Genomic DNA, 16,684 nt, shown 5'->3' on the forward strand with positions numbered 1-16,684 from the left:
CTGCTAGCGCTCTTGCACATCAAAAGTGAGGATGGACTTACAAGCGCCTCGACTACGGCGCATCAGAGAGGACGTTCACTACAAACTCCTTTGTCCACGGGCACCAGGATCGGCTCTTGCGTCAGATGCAACAGGTTCGAGCTGCCGTCCTTTACTCTTGGCCCGTCCTTGGGATCACACTCGATCTGAATTGACCCAGCCCCAGAGCCTGCATTCCAAGCAAGAAACCCTTGCTCCGGCCCATCGGCGGCAAGCAGGCGAATCGCTACAAAACCCTCTCTCAGTTCGGACTTTTCACTGAGCTCAAGATCGTGACTCCGAACAAAGCCCGCGATCTTCGCCATGGCGAGATAGGCCGGCTTGGGTGAGTAGTCTTGCCGCAGCAAACCGAAACGGCTTTCTTTGTCGGCAGGGTTGGCTCCATCGTCGACGAGGTCGTACCACCAGACCCCGCGGACATACGGCAAGGACATCAGTAGCGCAGTGACCCTAGTGGCAAAACCGCCCACCACGGACTCGGGCGTGCCGAATCGTCCTGTATTGGTTGGCCAGCCGATCTCAGTGATGTAGAAGTCGATGCTCGGCCTGCCTGTCATTCTCGAAAGCCTTGCCTGCAGGGCGCGGATATTCACCGCCACGTCCTCTGGCCCGAGCAGGCTACCCTTCTGATAGTTGTAGGGATGAACTGCGATCCCGTCGGCTTGTTGCAGCACGCCGAGTTTGGCCAATCTTTCATACCATCCCGGCTTTACACCCGCCCCGACCAAAAATCGTGTATCAGGAAAGGCGTCTTTCAGCGCGGGATAGACGCGTTTAAAGAAAGCCGCATAGTCCTCGGGGCTTCCATCAGGGAAACCACCGGTATGGTTGTCCCACTCATTCCAAATCTCAAACGTCTTCACGCGCCCATGGAAGTGACGAACGACGAATTGCGCGTAACGGACGAAGCCATCAATAGCCTCCGAAGAGCGCGGCTTGTCACCGCCGTCGTAAGACGGATTTCCATAGTCAAGGATGAGCACTGGCTGGATACCGCGCTTCAGGGCTTCATCCACGAAATGATCCCAAGACGCCGGCACTGCCATCTGTCCCTGGACTTGCTCCACGTACTTCCAAGCCGCGTCGGTGCGCACGGAACCAAGGCCGGCCCTCTGCACCAGATCCAACTGACTCGTCTGCGCATCAGCGCCGATGCCGATTGAGTGAACACCTACGCCGACCAACTTCGTCGACACTTGGGCAAGTGCAGGAAGCGCCAGCCATGAAGCCAGCAACGCGAGGCCCGCCTGCGCCAACAATTTGCACACTTTCATGGAATTCCGCCTGCCAATGAACAACTCGCAGGTCCAGAAATCGTGCGAGTCAACGAATCTGTTGGTCTAACGACATCAACGGCCGACGAGCCGTTGTGCCGAGCATGCTCAGTACGCGTTCTTTCCCCTCAGCAGAACCAAGGGGGTTCGAATGATGATTTTTATATCGAGCCAAATCGACCATTGCTTGATATAGGAAATGTCGCATTCGACGCGCTTCGCCATCTTCTCTAGCGTATCCGTCTCGCCGCGAAATCCCTGGATTTGTGCAAGCCCCGTCATGCCTGGCTTAACGCCGTGACGCTGCATGTACCCGCGCAATCTTTCGCTGAATTGATGGTTGTGCTCCACGGCATGCGGTCGCGGGCCCACGATAGACATGTCGCCGCGCAGCACGTTGATGAGCTGGGGGAGCTCATCGAGGCTGCTCGCTCGCAAAAATCGACCAAAGGGAGTAACACGGAAATCTTTGCGCTTGGCCTGCGTAATATTCCCGGGTGTTTCCGAATGCACTCGCATCGAGCGAAACTTCATCACTTCAAATTCTTTGCCGCCGAGTCCGTGGCGCTTCTGTCTGTAGATGGCGGGGCCTGGGGAACTAAGTTTGACGCCAAGCGCAATCAGCATCATGAGCGGTCCGAGGACTGCCACAAGAAGAAGAGCGATTGAACGATCCTCTACTGCCTTCCACAAACCAGCGTGGCCTTCGACCCTGCTGGAACGCAGGGTGATCACAGGCACGCCCGCAACAGCTGCAGCATGGTGGTTGATCAGCTCATAACCGAAGAAATCGGGTACCAGGCGAATCGTCGTAGGCGTATCCAGGGTCAGCTGCAGTATTTTCTGGATGGTTTCCTCGGCGCGCATGGGCAGCGCGATCCATATCTGGTCCGGGGCGCATTCGCTGACAATCGGCGCGAGATCAGGCAGCTCACCGAGATGAGGCACTCCTGTGATCTCGGCCTGATCATAGGGAGTACTAATGTAGCCAAGCACATCCAGGCCCAACCACGCGCTGTTGCGCGCAGCGGCTACGATGCGCTGTCCAGCCTGGGTACTTCCGATAACAAGCACGCGACGCGAATCCACGCCGCGTATACGGATGTGTCCAAGAAGCCAGCGCAGTGCCAGACGATCGATCGTCAAGAGCACCCCGGCGGCAATGAACCATGTACCGGCACCCACACGTGAATACGAGCCTGTCGTCTTAAGGGCCCAGGCCATGGAAAGGAGCACAGCCATCGTGGCTGACCACGCCATCCAAAGCCGCCCTATTTCGCGAAGTCGGCTTTCTCCTCGCCAACTACGGTAGAGACCCAAGGCAGGAAAGATCACCAGCACCAGCAAGACCGTCCGTATCAAACCGGAGACGTAGTGAAGGCCCATCTCAAGATTTCCGAACTCCAGGCGATAAACTGCCAACGCCACCAGAGTGATGACGAATACATCGCTCACTCGCAGCGTGATGTCCAGAAGTGCCGCGTATTTCGAAAAGAAATGGGATTCCGCTCTTTTCAGCTGCGGAAGACCTGGAATCGTCAACATTACCGCACTCCATCCATGTAGCTGTCTGCGACCGACGTGTTCTCACGGCAGCACCACGTTAGACACTGCTGCGGATCACCAGCGCAAGACCGCCCATCCTTCGGGCTGCGCCACTTGCTTTCATTGCCCCTCATTCACTCCCCCCGTGAAAGAGCCGCGAGATCATCACTGATCGCACGTCAAGCAACCAATAGACTGTTCGTACTACCCGGACCCGCAGGCCCGGTCACAATTTCCCACAAGAATTTTCTCGAACCTGCTTACGCGGGACTACTGCTGTACTCGTAGTAGCCGTACGAGTAGTAGCCCGTGCTCCTGCGTTCAACGGCGTTGAATACCGCGCCCTTGATCTGCACGCCGTTCTGTTCGAAACGCTGCTTGGCGAGCGCGATCTCGCGCGCCTGGTTAAGGCCAAAACGGATCACCAGCAGACTGGTGCCAACGTGATGGCCCATGATCGCGGCGTCGGTCACTGCGAGAATCGGCGGCGTATCGATGATCACCAGGTCGTACTTCGGCTTGAGCGTTTCGAGCAGGTCTGCGAAGCGCACGTGCATCAGCAGTTCGGACGGGTTCGGCGGCGCCTTGCCGCGCGAGATGAAGTGCAGGCCTTCGACGTCGCCCACTGTACGCAGGGCATCTTCCAACGAAAGCTGGCCGGCGATCAATTCAGACAATCCCTTATCGGGACGCCCGCCAATCACCGTGTGAAGCGCACCTTTGCGCATGTCGCCGTCAATCAGGAGCACGCGCTGCCCACCTTTTGCGATCACCGCGGCCAGGTTGGACGAGATGAACGTCTTGCCGGCCCCCGGGCTGGCGCCGGAGATCATGAGGATGTTGTTCTTCGCTTCGATGCGCGCGAAGTGCAAGCTTGTGCGCAGGCTGCGTAGTGCTTCCACGGCCAGGTCGGCCGGAGCATTGACCGCCAGCAATTTCTGTTTGCCGTCCGCGCGCCCGCGACGTCCCTGCAGGAAGCTCTGCTTCTCGGCCACGCTGCTGGGCACCGATGCATAAACGGAAAGGCCCAGCTGTTCGATCGCGGTTGGATCTTCCACGCCGCGGCTCAGCATCTGGCGCACCAGCACAAAGGCCACCGCCAGGAGACCGCCGAGGAAGGTGCCACCAAGGGCAACCAGCGCCTTCTTTGGCTTGGCCGGCTTGGAGATATCCACAGATGCGGGATCAATCACGCGTACATTTCCTACGGTGCCCGCACGCGCGATATCGAGCTGCTGTGCCTGATTGAGCAGACCGGTGTAGGTCGCATTGAGGACTTCGACGTCGCGGGTCAGGCGCAGCAGTTCCTGCTGTGTGTCGGGCAAGCCGCCCACCTGCTTATCGATGCCGTTTTTCTGTGCCTGAAGCTGCGCAATCTGTTCAAGCAATGCCTTATAGGCGGGATGTTCGGCGGTGAAGCGTCGCTCCATGTCGGCCTGCTGCATGCGCAACTGCTGGATGCTCGTCTCGATGGCGACGACTTGATCCAGCAGACCTTTGGTCTGCAGCGTGATATCGACTGAATGCGCCTTGGTCTGGAAGGCGTTTAATGCGGTCTGCGCCTTGTCCAGATCCTGACGGATACGCGGAAGTTGCTCGCGTACAAATTGAAGGCTATTGGCGGCCTCGGCAGAATTGCGCTCGACGTTCTGCTTTACGTAAGCCTGGCTCACATGATCTAGCAGCTGGCCAGCCAACTCCGGATCCTCGTTGTCGTACATGAGCTGGATGATGCCGGAGTCCTTACCCTGCTCCGTGGCGTTGATATCCAGTTGCAATTGATTGATCACGGCAAGCGCCGTGTGATGCACGACGGCAAAGTGCGTGCCGGGATTGGCGCGCAGCTCGCGCACCTGCATGGTGAATCCATGGCCAGTCGCCACGGTGCCCACCTGACCGGTCAGCATCACGTCGCCGCCGTAGTACAGCGAGTAATTGCCGTGCTCACCTGCGATGAGCACGAGCTTCTTCTCTTGCAGCGACGCAGGCACCTTCAACTGGAAGATGTCTAGCTTGGAGCCGCCCCAGTCGTAACGGCTAAGACCCATGAGTGGCGACGCCACGTCGGTGGGCTGGTCCGGCACGTAGTGACGCGCGGCCCAACCGCCAAAAATCGGAAAGTGGTAAGGCGCCACTTCGATCTGCAGGTTGAGCTCACCCACCGCCTTGCCAATCACGGAGCGCGAGGTGATGAGAGCGATCTCGGTAGTTGCCTCCGAACTGGAGGCGCCCAGCGTCTGCGTAATCGCGCTCAGGCCGGGTAGATTGGGCACCTTCTGTTCCACCTGCACCAACGCATCGGCTTCGTAGATCGGCGTGCCGAGCACCGCATAGCCCACACTGAGCACAAAGAACACGCCGGTAACGATACCGATCAGCCACTTGTGATCAAGCAGCGTGCCCAGCAGTTCGCGCAGGTCGATTTCGTCGTCTTGCGGCGCGGCGGTCTGTGTTGCGGTCATGCTGAGCTAGTCCAGGAAGGTCAGATTAGGATGGATGAAATTCGCGAGGCCTTATATCGGAACTCTCCGATACTGCTTTAAAGGCGCTTTCTTACCGGTTCCACGCGTCACTACGTACGCAGATACGGCAACCAACTCTGCACAGCACGATCGATCAGTTGGTAGACGTGTTCGAAAGCCTCGCGGCTCTGGCGATACGGATCAGGAATGTCGCCGCCTCGCCCCCAGCGATCCAGCAACATCACTTTGCCGCTGGCCTCGGGCGCCATGCGCATCAGGCTGGCGACGTGTTCGCGCTCCATGGCCAGTACGAGGTCAGCATCGCGCAGCATCGATGTGCTGATTTGCCGCGCACGGTGCTCGCCGCCATCCACGCTGTGTTCGCCAAGAATCTGCAAGGCCTGTGCATCCATCGGCTTGCCCACCAACGCGCCCAGGCCGGCGCTCTCGATGGAAGCACCAGCCGTGGAAAGGTGATGACGGAACAAGTACTCGGCCGTAGGACTACGGCAGATGTTCCCCACGCAGACGATCAAAATCCGTTTGAACACAAACACCAACTCTTCCGATACGCATCCACTGCCCAAGCGCAAGCCTCGCGCTAGCGCGAGCTTTGTCGTTCTGGCAGGCCCCTGTAAAAACGCGTCGTATGCCGATCTTGTTATCTGGACGGGAGGCGCAACACCTTACCCGTCAAGTGAATCAGATCACAAAATAGCAACACTACTCTTGCGCTCAGCTTACAATCATAGCCACAAGTTTGATGGCCGTCACCGATCGGGAATCAGGATCGTCCCGTTCATTTTCCGGTAAGGTTGTGTTTAGATGTGCCCGAATGACCACCAGAATGGAGTTCTCGTGAAGAAGTTGCTTGCAGTCGTTTTGATGACGGCCATGATCGGCCAGACCTTTGCCCAGACCGCTCCGGCCCCGGCTGCTCCTGCTCCGGAAGCAGCCCCGCAGGCTGGCGCAGCAGCGGGCGCAGCCGGTGCTTCGGGCGCCGCCGCCGGCACCCTGACGGCTGCCTATGTTGGCGCTGCCGTACTTGGCGCAGCCGCAGTCGCCACGGCCGTTGCCGGCGGTGGCAGCGATAGCCACGGTAACCAGAACACCCCGCCGAGCACCGGCGGTGGCACGGGCGGCACCGGTGGCACGGGTGGTACGACCGGCACCACCGGCACCCACTAACCACTCCGCAGTACACGGCACATCCATGCTGGATTCGTCCGGCATGGATGTGTGCTGTCTGTAACTCAAAGAAACCGAAGTCATGAACGTACGCACTGCCGTGGCGCTTGCCGCCGCGACCCTCCTGCTGCACGGGTGCATTTGGGCTCCCGGCCAGCACATGTCCACTCACAGCATGACGCGCAGTGAGGACGAAAACAGTCGCGTCGACATCGTGCCCATCACGCCCAAGCAGCTGGCGATGGACAAGGCCGGGCTCGCTGCAGCGGCGCTGCCGTCGGAGCTGCTTGCTTACAAGCCCGAGTCGTATCGCATCGGCGCGGGCGATACGCTGTACATCACGGTGTGGGATCACCCGGAGCTGACTTCGCCCGCCGGCCCGCAGCAACAGACCCTCGCCAACGGTCGTCTCGTGCGTTCGGATGGCACGTTGTTCTACCCGTATGTGGGCGAACTGAAGGTGTCTGGCCTGACCATCGAGGAACTGCGCAAAGCCATCAGCGACAAGCTGGCCAAGTACGTGGAAAAGCCGCAGGTCGACGTCAATGTCATCGGTTATGGCAGCCAGCGCGTCACCTTCCAGGGCGCCTTCGTCAAGACCGATCCGCAGCCGATCACCGCTATTCCCACCACGCTGGCGCAAGCACTGGGCGCGGCAACGATCAACACCGAGCAGGCCGATCTCTCTGGCCTGGTGCTATCGCGTGACGGTCACGACTACCGTATCGACCTCGATGCGCTGAACACCAACAAGTCGATGGCTCAGGATGTCTACCTCAAGCCTGGCGACCGACTGTTTCTGCCGTACAACGACCACCACGAGGTTTACGTCATTGGCGAAGTGAATCGCCCGATGGCGCTCACCTTCAAGACCTCCAACCTCACCCTGACCCAGGCGCTGGGCCGTGCCGGCGGACTCAATCCGTCAACCTCCAAGGGCAAGGCGGTGTACGTGATCCGCGGCATCGAGGGTCTGGACATGGCCAGGGGCACGGTCTATCAGCTGGATGCGCGCTCGCCGGATGCCTTCATCCTGGCGGACCAGTTCAAGGTGAGGCCGGGTGATGTGGTGTTCGTCGGGCCTGCCGACGTGACGCGCTGGAACCGCTTCCTGTCCCAGTTGTTGCCGTTGACCGGCATCATCAGCAACGCGGCCAACGCCTCGTACAACCTCGACCACTGATGTTGTCGCGGCGCCCGAACAACGGCCGGCGCAAGCCGGCCTTTGCGATGCCCTTGCGTCCCGCGCGGGGGCATCGTTCGTTCGCGCGCCGATGCGGGGAGCGGCTCGCGGTGGTTGCGGCATCCGGCCTTCTGCTCGCCGGATGCACCAGCGTCTCGCGTTCCACCGTGGACACCTTGCAGCTGGTTTGGCAAGGCACGCCGAAGCTCTCGCCCACCATCGAACAGGTGCAGGCCAAGCCCTATTTCCAGCTGCGCGCCATCACCGCGCATGGCGATGCGATTCTCATCCTCGGCAATGTCGTCGGTGCTCGCCAGTATTGGTACGGCACGAGCGGCGTGGCCCTGGTGTTGGAACACGGTCGCGTGGTGCAGACCATCGGTCTCGCACAGAATCTCGACGGCAGCCGTATCGATCGTGCCAACGATCCTTTCGTCCATGGGCTGCAAACGCTTGGCGCCGCCACCAGCTACGACCGCATCGACGACTGGTCGCCTGGTTATCGCTACGGCATTCCGGTGCACGCGACGCTCAAGCCCGCAGGTGAAACCAGCATCGACATCCTCGGCACGGCGCATCGCGTCTTGCTGGTGACCGAAGAAGTTTCCGCCAAGGTAGCCGGCCTTCGCGTCAGCAATCGCTATTGGGTCGACCCCAGCGATGGCTTCGTGTGGATGAGCGAACAGGAAGTCATGCCTGGCATGACGATCAAGCTGGTGCAGTTGCGCCCGTATCGCGGGAGCAAATCGTGATGCGCCGATACATGCTGCTTGCGGCCATGATCTGCCCGCTCGCCGCGCATGCAGTGGACGTCCAGATCACGGGCGCCGTAACCGCTCCCGGTTTGAAGCAACTTTCCGGTCACGCGCGCCTGAGCGATGGCGCGCTGGCCAGCCCCTTGGGTGCCGATGCGTATCCGCTGGGCGCGTCGTGGCAGCGACCGTCGCTTCAGGTGGAGCAGTCGCGCCTGAAGGCAGGCGTCCTGTTTGACCTGGATAGCGCGCGGCTGCAGGCGTTGCGCGATAACCGTACCGCCTTGGCCGACACCCTCGCTTCGCTGCGCGACTGGTTGCAGCCGATGCCCGTGACGGGGCGTGAAGTGGCCTTGCTCGACCCGCGCTCGGTGGAAGTGAACGCCGTCGAAAATCGGCCTGTGGGCGAAGGCGACACGCTTTTTTATCCCCGTCGCCCAACCACCATCCAGGTGGTCGGCGCAGTGAACCAGCGTTGCGTGCTGCCGTTCGTGCCGATGCAAAACGCGCAGGACTATCTCGACGCCTGCAAACCGTCGAATGTGGCCGATGGTGACTGGATCTTCGTGATCCAGCCCGATGGCCGCATCACGAAACAGGGCGCGGGGCTGTGGAATCGCGGCCCATCCATGCCATTGGCGCCAGGAGCGGTGATCTACGTGCCACTGCGTGAAACCGGCTTGCATGGCGTGTCGCCGGAGCTCAACCAGGCATTGGCCGCCTTTCTGGCGACCCAGCCGCTAGCTGCGGCGGAAGGCGATCGATAATGCGCAAGCGGACAGGACGTCCCTCGGGGATCATCACCACGCCCCGAGGCCGCACCCAGTTGCGGCGGCGTTGCGGTTGCCTGCTGCCCTTGCTTGGCGGCTTGCTGATGGGCACGGCGTATGCCGACAACGCTCCCACGCAAAGTGATTTTGGCGGCGTCGGCCTGTGGCAGACGCCCACCGCACGCATGGCCGACGATGGCGAAGTGGCGCTGACGGCCAGCCATGTCCAGCCGTACGACCGCTACAACGTTTCGTTGCAACCGCTGCCGTGGCTGGAAGGCATCTTCCGTTACACCGCGGTGAGCAATCGCCGGTATGGCCCGGAATCACTGAGCGGTAGCCAGAGTTACAAGGACAAATCCATCGACGTGAAGATACGTCTATGGAGCGAAAGCCATTACCTGCCCGACCTCAGCGTGGGTGCCCGCGATATCGGCGGCACCGGTCTGTTCGCCGGCGAATACGTGGTGATGAACAAGCGTTTCGGGCCGATCGACGCCAGCCTGGGCATGGGCTGGGGCTATGTCGGTGCGCGCGGCGACATCAACAATCCGTTGTCCATCATCAGCGACAAGTTCGATGTGCGCCCGAGCGATAGCGACGGCACCGGCAAGTTCTCCAGCAATCGTTATTTCCGCGGCCCGGCAGCACTGTTTGGCGGCATCAGCTACCAGACGCCGTGGGACTGGCTGGTGCTCAAGGCCGAGTACGACGGCAACAACTATCAGCACGAGCCGCAGCACAACAATCAGAAGCAGAGCTCGCCGGTCAACGTCGGCGCTGTGTTTCGTCCCGGCCGCAACCTCGATCTGAGCGTGGCGATCGAGCGCGGCAACACGGTGATGTTCGGACTGACACTGCACGCCAATATGGCCGAAGGCACCGGACCGACGAAGTTGCTGGATCCGGCGCCGCCCAAGCAGAACACCGCACCCGTGACGCAGACGCCGGAAGAGGTCGACTGGGCGAACGTCGCGCGAACACTTCGCGACAACGCGGGCATCCAGGTGTCGAGCATCACCCGCCGCGGCAGCGAAGTGGTGGTGAAAGGCGAGCAGGAGACCTATTTCTACAGCGCCAAAAGCGTGGGCCGTGCGGCGCGCGTGCTCGACAACGCGCTTGGCGCCGGCGTCGACTGGTTCACCATCGCCTCGCAGCAGGAAGGCCTCACCACGGCGGAAACCAGCGTCAACCGCCAACGTTTCGATGAGCTGTTGAACCACGACATCACGTTGGGTGAATTCCGCCAGAGCGTGGAGCAAAACGCGCCGACACCGCGCAATGATGACGTGCTCTACCACGCCCCGACCAAGCGTTTCGACCAGTCCTTTGCACTGGTTTACGCGCAAAATCTCGGCGGCCCGGACGCCTTCCTGCTCTATCAGATCGCCGCCGTCTACAACCTCGATTTCCACTTCACGCCCAACCTCTGGTGGAGCGGTGTGGCGTCGGTGGATCTGCTCGACAACTACGACAAGTTCAAATACGACGCACCCAGCGACCTGCCGCGCGTGCGTACCGATGTGCGCAAGTACATCACCAGCTCGACCGTCACCATGCCGGTCTTCCAGCTGACTGGTACGCAACAGCTCGGCCACGATCTTTACGGCATGGCGTATGCCGGCATGCTGGAGAGCATGTTCGGCGGCGTGGGCGGCGAAGTGCTCTATCGCCCGTTTGGCGAGCGCTGGGCGATCGGCTCGGACATCAACTGGGTCAAGCAGCGCGGCTACGACCAGGACTTCTCGTTCCGCGGTTATCACGTGGTCACCGGCCACGTCACCGGCTATTTCGACCTGGGCTACAAGGATGTGCTAGTCGCGGTGAGCGCCGGTCGCTATCTGGCTGGCGACTGGGGTGCGACGGTCGACGTGTCGCGCGAGTTCCGCAACGGCGTGCGCATGGGTGCGTATGCGACCAAGACCAATGTGTCGGCGGCGCAGTTTGGCGAAGGCAGTTTCGACAAGGGCATCTATGTGTCGATTCCGTTCGACCTGATGCTGCCCCGCTCCACGCTTTCGCGCGCCGCCTTTGTCTGGGATCCGCTGATCCGTGACGGCGGCGCGAGCCTGGGCCGGCGCTACTCGCTCTACTCGCTCACCAGCGATCGCGACCTGGACAACTTCAACAGCAATCTCGACAAGATCGTCGAGTAAGGCTTTGGGCCCGAATAGTCACCGGGCCACCTCGCCTGCGAATGCATCGACATTCTTAGCCGTCGAGCCACACCTCGCCGTCGGTGACGCGCACGCCCACGCTGCGCAAGTGCTCGCCGCGACACGGGCCGCCGATGCAAAGCCCATCGACATCCTGGAACGACGCGCCATGCGCCGCACAGATCAGCAAGTTGTCCTTGATCAGGAACTTGCCCGGCGCCCAGTCCAGGCGGCGTCCGGCATGCGGACAAATATTGAGATAGGCATACGCCGCGTCATCGCGACGCAGCACGATCACGTTCTCCTCGCCGTCGCGCAGCACGGCATCAACCGCGATGGCGCCGCCATCGGGAATATCGTCCAGTCGGCAAAGCGCCTGGTCGGGTGTTGCTGTATCCATCGGCACTTGCCTCTTTCGCCCTAAGGCCCCATCGTTACGCACGTAAGTCGTTGATTTTACCACACGGATTTTTAACACATGCGCTTTTCACTGCCCATGCCGCGTCGCTCCCGCCATCCCCTGGTCCGCGCTTTGTCGCTGCTCGTGGGCCTCGCCGTGGTGGGCATCTTGCTGGTGTTTGGTCTCGTGGTAGCGAGCGTGCTGCTCGTTGGAGGCGCTGTGGTATTCGCGCTACGCCAATGGTCGCGCAAGCGCAGTGCCGTGTCGCCTGTGGGCACGCGCAGCCACAAGCCCGAAGTCATCGAAGGCGAATTTGTGGTGCTGCAGCGCACGCATCACGTCGCGCATTGATGATCCGGCCTGCGGGCCGTCCGGCAATCAGCAAGTCCTGAAGCGTCGGCGCCGACGACGCTGGTGCTGCGTCACGCACCCAGGAGACTAGCCGCGCAAGATCCGGATGGCTGGCCAGGCAGACTGGCACTAGGCTGGACTCATCGGTTCTTCGGAGGTCCACCATGACGACCCGCCACACCAACGAATCCACCCTCGAACAGGTCCGCTTGCTGCTGGAACGCGCCGACGAAGCGCCGACCCTGCAGGATCTTGCCGAGGTTGCCAAGCTCAGTCCCAGCCATCTGCAGCGGGCGTTTCGGCGTCGCTACGGCATGAGTCCGGCGGAATATCATCGCGCGCGCCGTTTCGGCCAGCTCAAGACGGCACTGCGCAAAGGCGCGGCGGTATCCGATGCGGTCTACGACGCCGGCTTCGGTTCGGGCAGCCGCGTCTACGAACATAGCGACCGGCTGCTCGGCATGACGCCCGCCAGTTATCGCGCCGGCGGCGCGGGCGCTGCGATCCGCTACACCACCACCGAGACCTCCCTGGGCCGCCTGCTGGTCGCCACCACTTCACGCGGCATCTGCTCGGTAACGCTGGGCGATACCGATGCGGAACTGGAGCAGCGGCTCGCCGACGAGTTCCCGCACGCAACCCGCGAACGCGTGGATGCCGGCCGCGAAGAATGGCTGGACGCGGTGATCGCGCGCATCGCCGGCGAACTGGGCTGGAGCACCACGGATGCACCGGATCTTCCGCCGCTCGATGTCGCCGCCACGGCCTTCCAATGGCGGGTGTGGAATGCACTCACGCGCATCCCCGCCGGCACCACCAAAAGCTATGGCGAATTGGCCGCGGAACTGGGCATGCCTCGAGCTGCCCGCGCCATCGGCAATGCTTGCGGCAACAACCGGCTCGCCTTGATCGTGCCGTGCCACCGCATCGTCCGCGAAGATGGCTCGCTCGGCGGCTGGCGCTGGGGCGTGGAACGCAAGCGCGAGCTGCTTGCCAGCGAACAGCGTGGCGGCCGTCAGCAGGGCAAGCGCTCAGCCGCCTGACTTGAGCAGCGCTCAACCCTGCCTTGCGGAAGCCTCGCTTCTGCCGCCGCTGCGCCCGGACTATGTTGCTTGTGCCTGTAAACTATGAGCGGCATCCACCCCGCGATGCTCCCCGCGCAGCCTGCCATGACAGATACCACGACCACCTCCGTCGCCCCCGCGGCGACCGCGCCCTTTGCCGACACCCGCGTGCTGGTGCCGTTGGCGCTGTTTGCGCTGTACATCATCTGGGGTTCGACCTACCTGGGCATCCGCTATGCCCTGGAAAGCTACCCGCCCTTCCTGCTTGCGGGCATTCGTTTTCTGGGCGCCGGCGTTGCGCTGTTTGCCTTCCTTCGCCTGCGCGGCGTGGCGCTGCCCACGGCGCGTCAGTGGCGCAATGCGGCCATCACCGGGTTCTTGCTGCTCGGCGTTGGCAATGGCCTGGTCTGCTTCGCCGAGCAGCGGGTGAGTTCGGGGATTGCCGCCGTGGCGGTGGCCAGCATGCCGCTGTTCGCGGCGCTGTTTTCGGGTCTCTATCGGGAGTGGCCGACGCGCCGCGAAGCCATTGGCCTGGTGATCGGTTTCGTGGGCGTGATCGTGCTCAACCTTGGCGCCGGACTTTCCGGTTCGCGTATCGGTGCGATCGCGCTGCTCGTGGCCGCGATGAGCTGGGCCTTCGGCGCGACCTGGAGCCGTCGTCAGGATATGCCGGCTGGCCCCATGAATACGGCGGCGCAAATGCTCTGCGCAAGCGTGGCCATGTTGATCGTAGGCTTCGCCAGCGGCGAACAGCTGCCAGCCCATCCCACCGCACGCGCCACCGCAGCGCTGGTCTATCTTGCGGTGTTCGGCTCGATCATCGCGTTCAGTGCCTTCCTATATGTGCTCAAGCACGCGCGGCCCGCACTGGCGACCAGCTACGCCTATGTGAACCCGCCAGTGGCCGTGCTGTTCGGCGTGTTGCTCGCTGGTGAAAGCGTGGGGCCGTATGACTTGATCGGCATGGCCATCATCCTGCTGGGCGTGGGCGCCATCACCTTGGCGCGCCAGCGCCGCTGATCTCCAGCGCTTTTCCAGAGCCCGCACTTTCCGACGCCGGCAGCGGCGTGAAGGTTGGGCATGCCGTGTGAGGTGATGCCAAGGCATGCATCCAGTCGAGCAAGGGTTGCATCAGGCGGTCCGTGCGCAACGGCAGGCTGAGGTGATTTTCGCTCGGGACTTCGACATAGCGCGCCTGCGGTGAACTGGCGGCCAGTGCTTTCAAGGCTGTCGCCGACACGAGCGGATCGCTGGCGCCACGCAACATCAAGGTGCAGGGTGCATGTCGCAACGCGCTGGCGGTGTCGATGTGCTCCAGATCGACGCCCAGATCGCTGGATGCACGCGCAATGGCCGCATCCACGCTGGATCCACCTATGGCATGACCTAACCAGCGCGGACCGAACAAGCCCGTCGATGGCGCGCGACGAATGACGTCGGCCGCATTGCCATATGGCTCCAGCGCGATCACACCATCGACATCGTCCAGCTCAGCGGCCGCGAACACCGCTGCGGTGGCGCCATAGGACACGCCCATCAAATACAGCGGCGACGGCAACCGCCCCGATGCACGAAGGCTGCGCACCAGCTCGGCCACGTCCTTGCCTTCACGCGGCCCGTAGCCGACTGGTGCGATGTCAGAATCACCCTGGCTGCGCAGATCCGGCATCACCGTCACATAGCCTGACGATGCAAACCGATACGCCCAGGTTGCCAGCATGGCGCCCTCGCCTTCCCACGGGTGCAGCAACACGATGCTGCCCTTTACTGCGAGCCGCGAACCATCGAACGGGGCCTGCGGCATTTGCCACTGCCATCGGAGGCTCGAGCCATCGGCTGATGCCCTGAAGGTTTCCTGCATGGCGTATGCATGCGGCTGACCCAGCCAATAGGCCATACGCACACCATCGGACGTGCGTATCGATGCCTGCACAAAGCCCTGCTGCCGCAGGTTGTCGTGGATGGCTAGTTGCAACGGCGTATGGCTGCGCGCCGGATGTTCGATCTTGTGGGTCACATAGCTTGCACAGCCGGCAAGCCAAGGCAGCAGGGCCAGCCCTATCGCATATCCCTTGCGCATGACGATCTCCCCAGGCGTCACCGACGGCGCGAGCGTTGCGCGGCGCCGCCAGATTCGCAAGCGGTGGCGCGGTGAGGCCGCGCCACCGCCGCTCTTACAGTTCGCGCAACGCGGTCGTCACCGGCAATCGCGCGGCGCGGATGGCCGGGAAGATGCCGCCGATGAAACCGATGGCGAGCGCCCATTTGAGACCTGTCCAGAGCAGGGCTGGCGACACGCGCAACTCGAAGCTCAATTTGCCCACGGTGCCCGCAGCGAGCGTCGAGGCGCTATAGCCATTGAAGATCACCCAGGCGAGCAAGCCACCGAGCAAGCCTCCGATCAGCGCCAGCAACATGGTTTCCAGCATCACCGCGACGACCACCGGCACGCCGCGAAAGCCAATCGCACGCAAGGTGGCGATTTCGCGCGCACGTGCGGCGACTGCGGCGAACATGGTGTTGAGTGCGCCGAACATGGCGCCGATGGCCATGATCAGGCCGACCGTAATGCCGACTACCTTGATCACCTTGGTCATGCCTTCGGACTGCTTGCTGAAGTAATCCAAGGTGGTGCTGACATCCACCTTCAACTGCGGATTGCCTTCCAGCTCGGCCTTGAACTTGTCGTAGGACTTGGGATCGGCCAACCGCACCATCACCGACGCACGACTGCTGCCGCGACGATAGGTGTCGGCCACCACGCTGGCGTCGCCCCATATTTCCGAATCCATGGCATCGCCGGACGAGAACACGCCAACCACCGTCCACTGCTGGTTGCCCAGTTTTACGGTATGGCCAGGCACCAGGCCATCGAACTGCTTGGCCGCGCCCTTGCCCACGATCAACTCGCGCATGCCGGGCTGAAAGTTGCGTCCCTCGATGACTTTCACGTTGGGACGCACGGCCCAGGCCTGGTCGCCGACGCCGCGCAGCTGCACGCTGCCTTCGTCGTCCGGGTTGCCGCCCTTGAGTGGAAGATTGGCGGCTACCACCAGCTCCGGCGAGGCGATGGGCTGGCCTTTGCTGTCCTTGGCGATGCCCGCGGCCTGCGGAATAAGCGTCACGCTGTCGTGATCGAGCACCGACATCACTTCGGCCGCCGATGAACCGCGCATCACGATGGCGGTGTCGGCACTGCCGGTCTTGCGCAGCGTCTCCGCATAGCCCTCGCCCATCGCCAGCAAGGCGACCAGCACGCCAACCACGCCGGCAATACCGATCACGATGACCGCCGACGAGCCGATGCGCTGCCTTAGTGTGCTGATGCCGACGCTCGCCACCGATGCCGCACGCCGACCGCTGCGGGTGAACGCCATCCACAAGGCAAACACCACGGCTAGCCCGATGACGCCCTGCCAGGGCAGGATGACCCAGGCCCACAGCACGATGGCGATCACGATCAGCAAGCCCAGATTGAACAGGAAATTCTTCATGTCGCT

15 protein-coding genes are annotated in these 16,684 nt (G+C 62.1%); 8 read left to right on the top strand and 7 right to left on the bottom strand.

Annotated features, from left to right (window positions below):
• Positions 1–62 precede the first annotated feature (62 nt).
• The 4 genes from AC1DE1_RS12525 to AC1DE1_RS12540 form a co-directional block, all read right to left on the bottom strand.
• The gene (locus AC1DE1_RS12525; RefSeq protein WP_477175018.1) at positions 63–1,313 is read right to left on the bottom strand and encodes a glycoside hydrolase family protein; all 1,251 of its coding nucleotides are present in this window, start codon (positions 1,311–1,313) and stop codon (positions 63–65) included.
• Positions 1,314–1,421: 108 nt separating this feature from the next.
• Entirely contained in the window at positions 1,422–2,858 is a 1,437-nt protein-coding gene (locus AC1DE1_RS12530) for an undecaprenyl-phosphate glucose phosphotransferase (RefSeq protein ID WP_477175019.1), read from the bottom strand.
• 260 nt (positions 2,859–3,118) lie between these two features.
• A complete protein-coding gene (locus AC1DE1_RS12535; protein ID WP_477175020.1) occupies positions 3,119–5,320 on the bottom strand; it encodes a polysaccharide biosynthesis tyrosine autokinase in 2,202 nt (733 codons plus the stop codon).
• A 110-nt stretch (positions 5,321–5,430) separates the two neighbouring features.
• On the bottom strand, positions 5,431–5,871 hold the full coding sequence (locus tag AC1DE1_RS12540; RefSeq protein ID WP_441604463.1) for a low molecular weight protein-tyrosine-phosphatase: 441 nt from the start codon (positions 5,869–5,871) through the stop codon (positions 5,431–5,433).
• A gap of 307 nt (positions 5,872–6,178) precedes the next feature.
• Between AC1DE1_RS12540 and AC1DE1_RS12545 the strand changes: the two genes are divergently transcribed.
• From AC1DE1_RS12545 to AC1DE1_RS12565, 5 genes are all read left to right on the top strand, one after another.
• Positions 6,179–6,508 (top strand): hypothetical protein, encoded by a 330-nt coding sequence (locus AC1DE1_RS12545; RefSeq protein WP_441604464.1) that lies wholly within the window; start codon positions 6,179–6,181, stop codon positions 6,506–6,508.
• An 82-nt stretch (positions 6,509–6,590) separates the two neighbouring features.
• On the top strand, positions 6,591–7,691 hold the full coding sequence (locus AC1DE1_RS12550) for a polysaccharide biosynthesis/export family protein (protein WP_477175021.1): 1,101 nt from the start codon (positions 6,591–6,593) through the stop codon (positions 7,689–7,691).
• A gap of 110 nt (positions 7,692–7,801) precedes the next feature.
• Positions 7,802–8,443, top strand: a complete 642-nt coding sequence (locus tag AC1DE1_RS12555) for a YjbF family lipoprotein (RefSeq protein ID WP_477175022.1) — start codon at positions 7,802–7,804, stop codon at positions 8,441–8,443.
• Positions 8,443–9,210, top strand: a complete 768-nt coding sequence (locus tag AC1DE1_RS12560; protein ID WP_477175197.1) for a capsule biosynthesis GfcC family protein — start codon at positions 8,443–8,445, stop codon at positions 9,208–9,210. Before AC1DE1_RS12555 ends, AC1DE1_RS12560 begins: the two co-directional genes overlap by 1 nt.
• Complete coding sequence (locus AC1DE1_RS12565; RefSeq protein WP_477175023.1) at positions 9,210–11,369, top strand: YjbH domain-containing protein; 2,160 nt, start codon at positions 9,210–9,212, stop codon at positions 11,367–11,369. Before AC1DE1_RS12560 ends, AC1DE1_RS12565 begins: the two co-directional genes overlap by 1 nt.
• A gap of 55 nt (positions 11,370–11,424) precedes the next feature.
• Here the strand turns inward: AC1DE1_RS12565 and AC1DE1_RS12570 are convergent, their stop codons facing one another.
• Positions 11,425–11,769 (bottom strand): Rieske (2Fe-2S) protein, encoded by a 345-nt coding sequence (locus AC1DE1_RS12570; RefSeq protein WP_441604469.1) that lies wholly within the window; start codon positions 11,767–11,769, stop codon positions 11,425–11,427.
• Positions 11,770–11,847: 78 nt separating this feature from the next.
• Between AC1DE1_RS12570 and AC1DE1_RS12575 the strand changes: the two genes are divergently transcribed.
• From AC1DE1_RS12575 to yedA, 3 genes are all read left to right on the top strand, one after another.
• Positions 11,848–12,120, top strand: coding sequence for a DUF1129 domain-containing protein (locus AC1DE1_RS12575; RefSeq protein ID WP_441604470.1), 273 nt, complete (start codon positions 11,848–11,850; stop codon positions 12,118–12,120).
• 164 nt (positions 12,121–12,284) lie between these two features.
• Positions 12,285–13,163, top strand: coding sequence for a methylated-DNA--[protein]-cysteine S-methyltransferase (locus AC1DE1_RS12580; RefSeq protein WP_477175024.1), 879 nt, complete (start codon positions 12,285–12,287; stop codon positions 13,161–13,163).
• Positions 13,164–13,289: 126 nt separating this feature from the next.
• Positions 13,290–14,204: a drug/metabolite exporter YedA gene (yedA, locus tag AC1DE1_RS12585; RefSeq protein WP_441604472.1), complete on the top strand. Its 915-nt coding sequence runs from the start codon at positions 13,290–13,292 to the stop codon at positions 14,202–14,204.
• Here yedA and AC1DE1_RS12590 read toward each other — a convergent pair.
• Together AC1DE1_RS12590 and AC1DE1_RS12595 are read right to left on the bottom strand one after the other, a co-directional pair.
• Positions 14,179–15,264: an alpha/beta hydrolase gene (locus AC1DE1_RS12590; protein ID WP_477175025.1), complete on the bottom strand. Its 1,086-nt coding sequence runs from the start codon at positions 15,262–15,264 to the stop codon at positions 14,179–14,181. The two genes, yedA and AC1DE1_RS12590, sit on opposite strands and share 26 nt — an antisense overlap.
• 94 nt (positions 15,265–15,358) lie before the next feature.
• A complete protein-coding gene (locus tag AC1DE1_RS12595) occupies positions 15,359–16,678 on the bottom strand; it encodes an ABC transporter permease (RefSeq protein WP_477175026.1) in 1,320 nt (439 codons plus the stop codon).
• Positions 16,679–16,684 lie beyond the last annotated feature (6 nt).

The organism is Dyella sp. 05T440, from assembly GCF_056395965.1.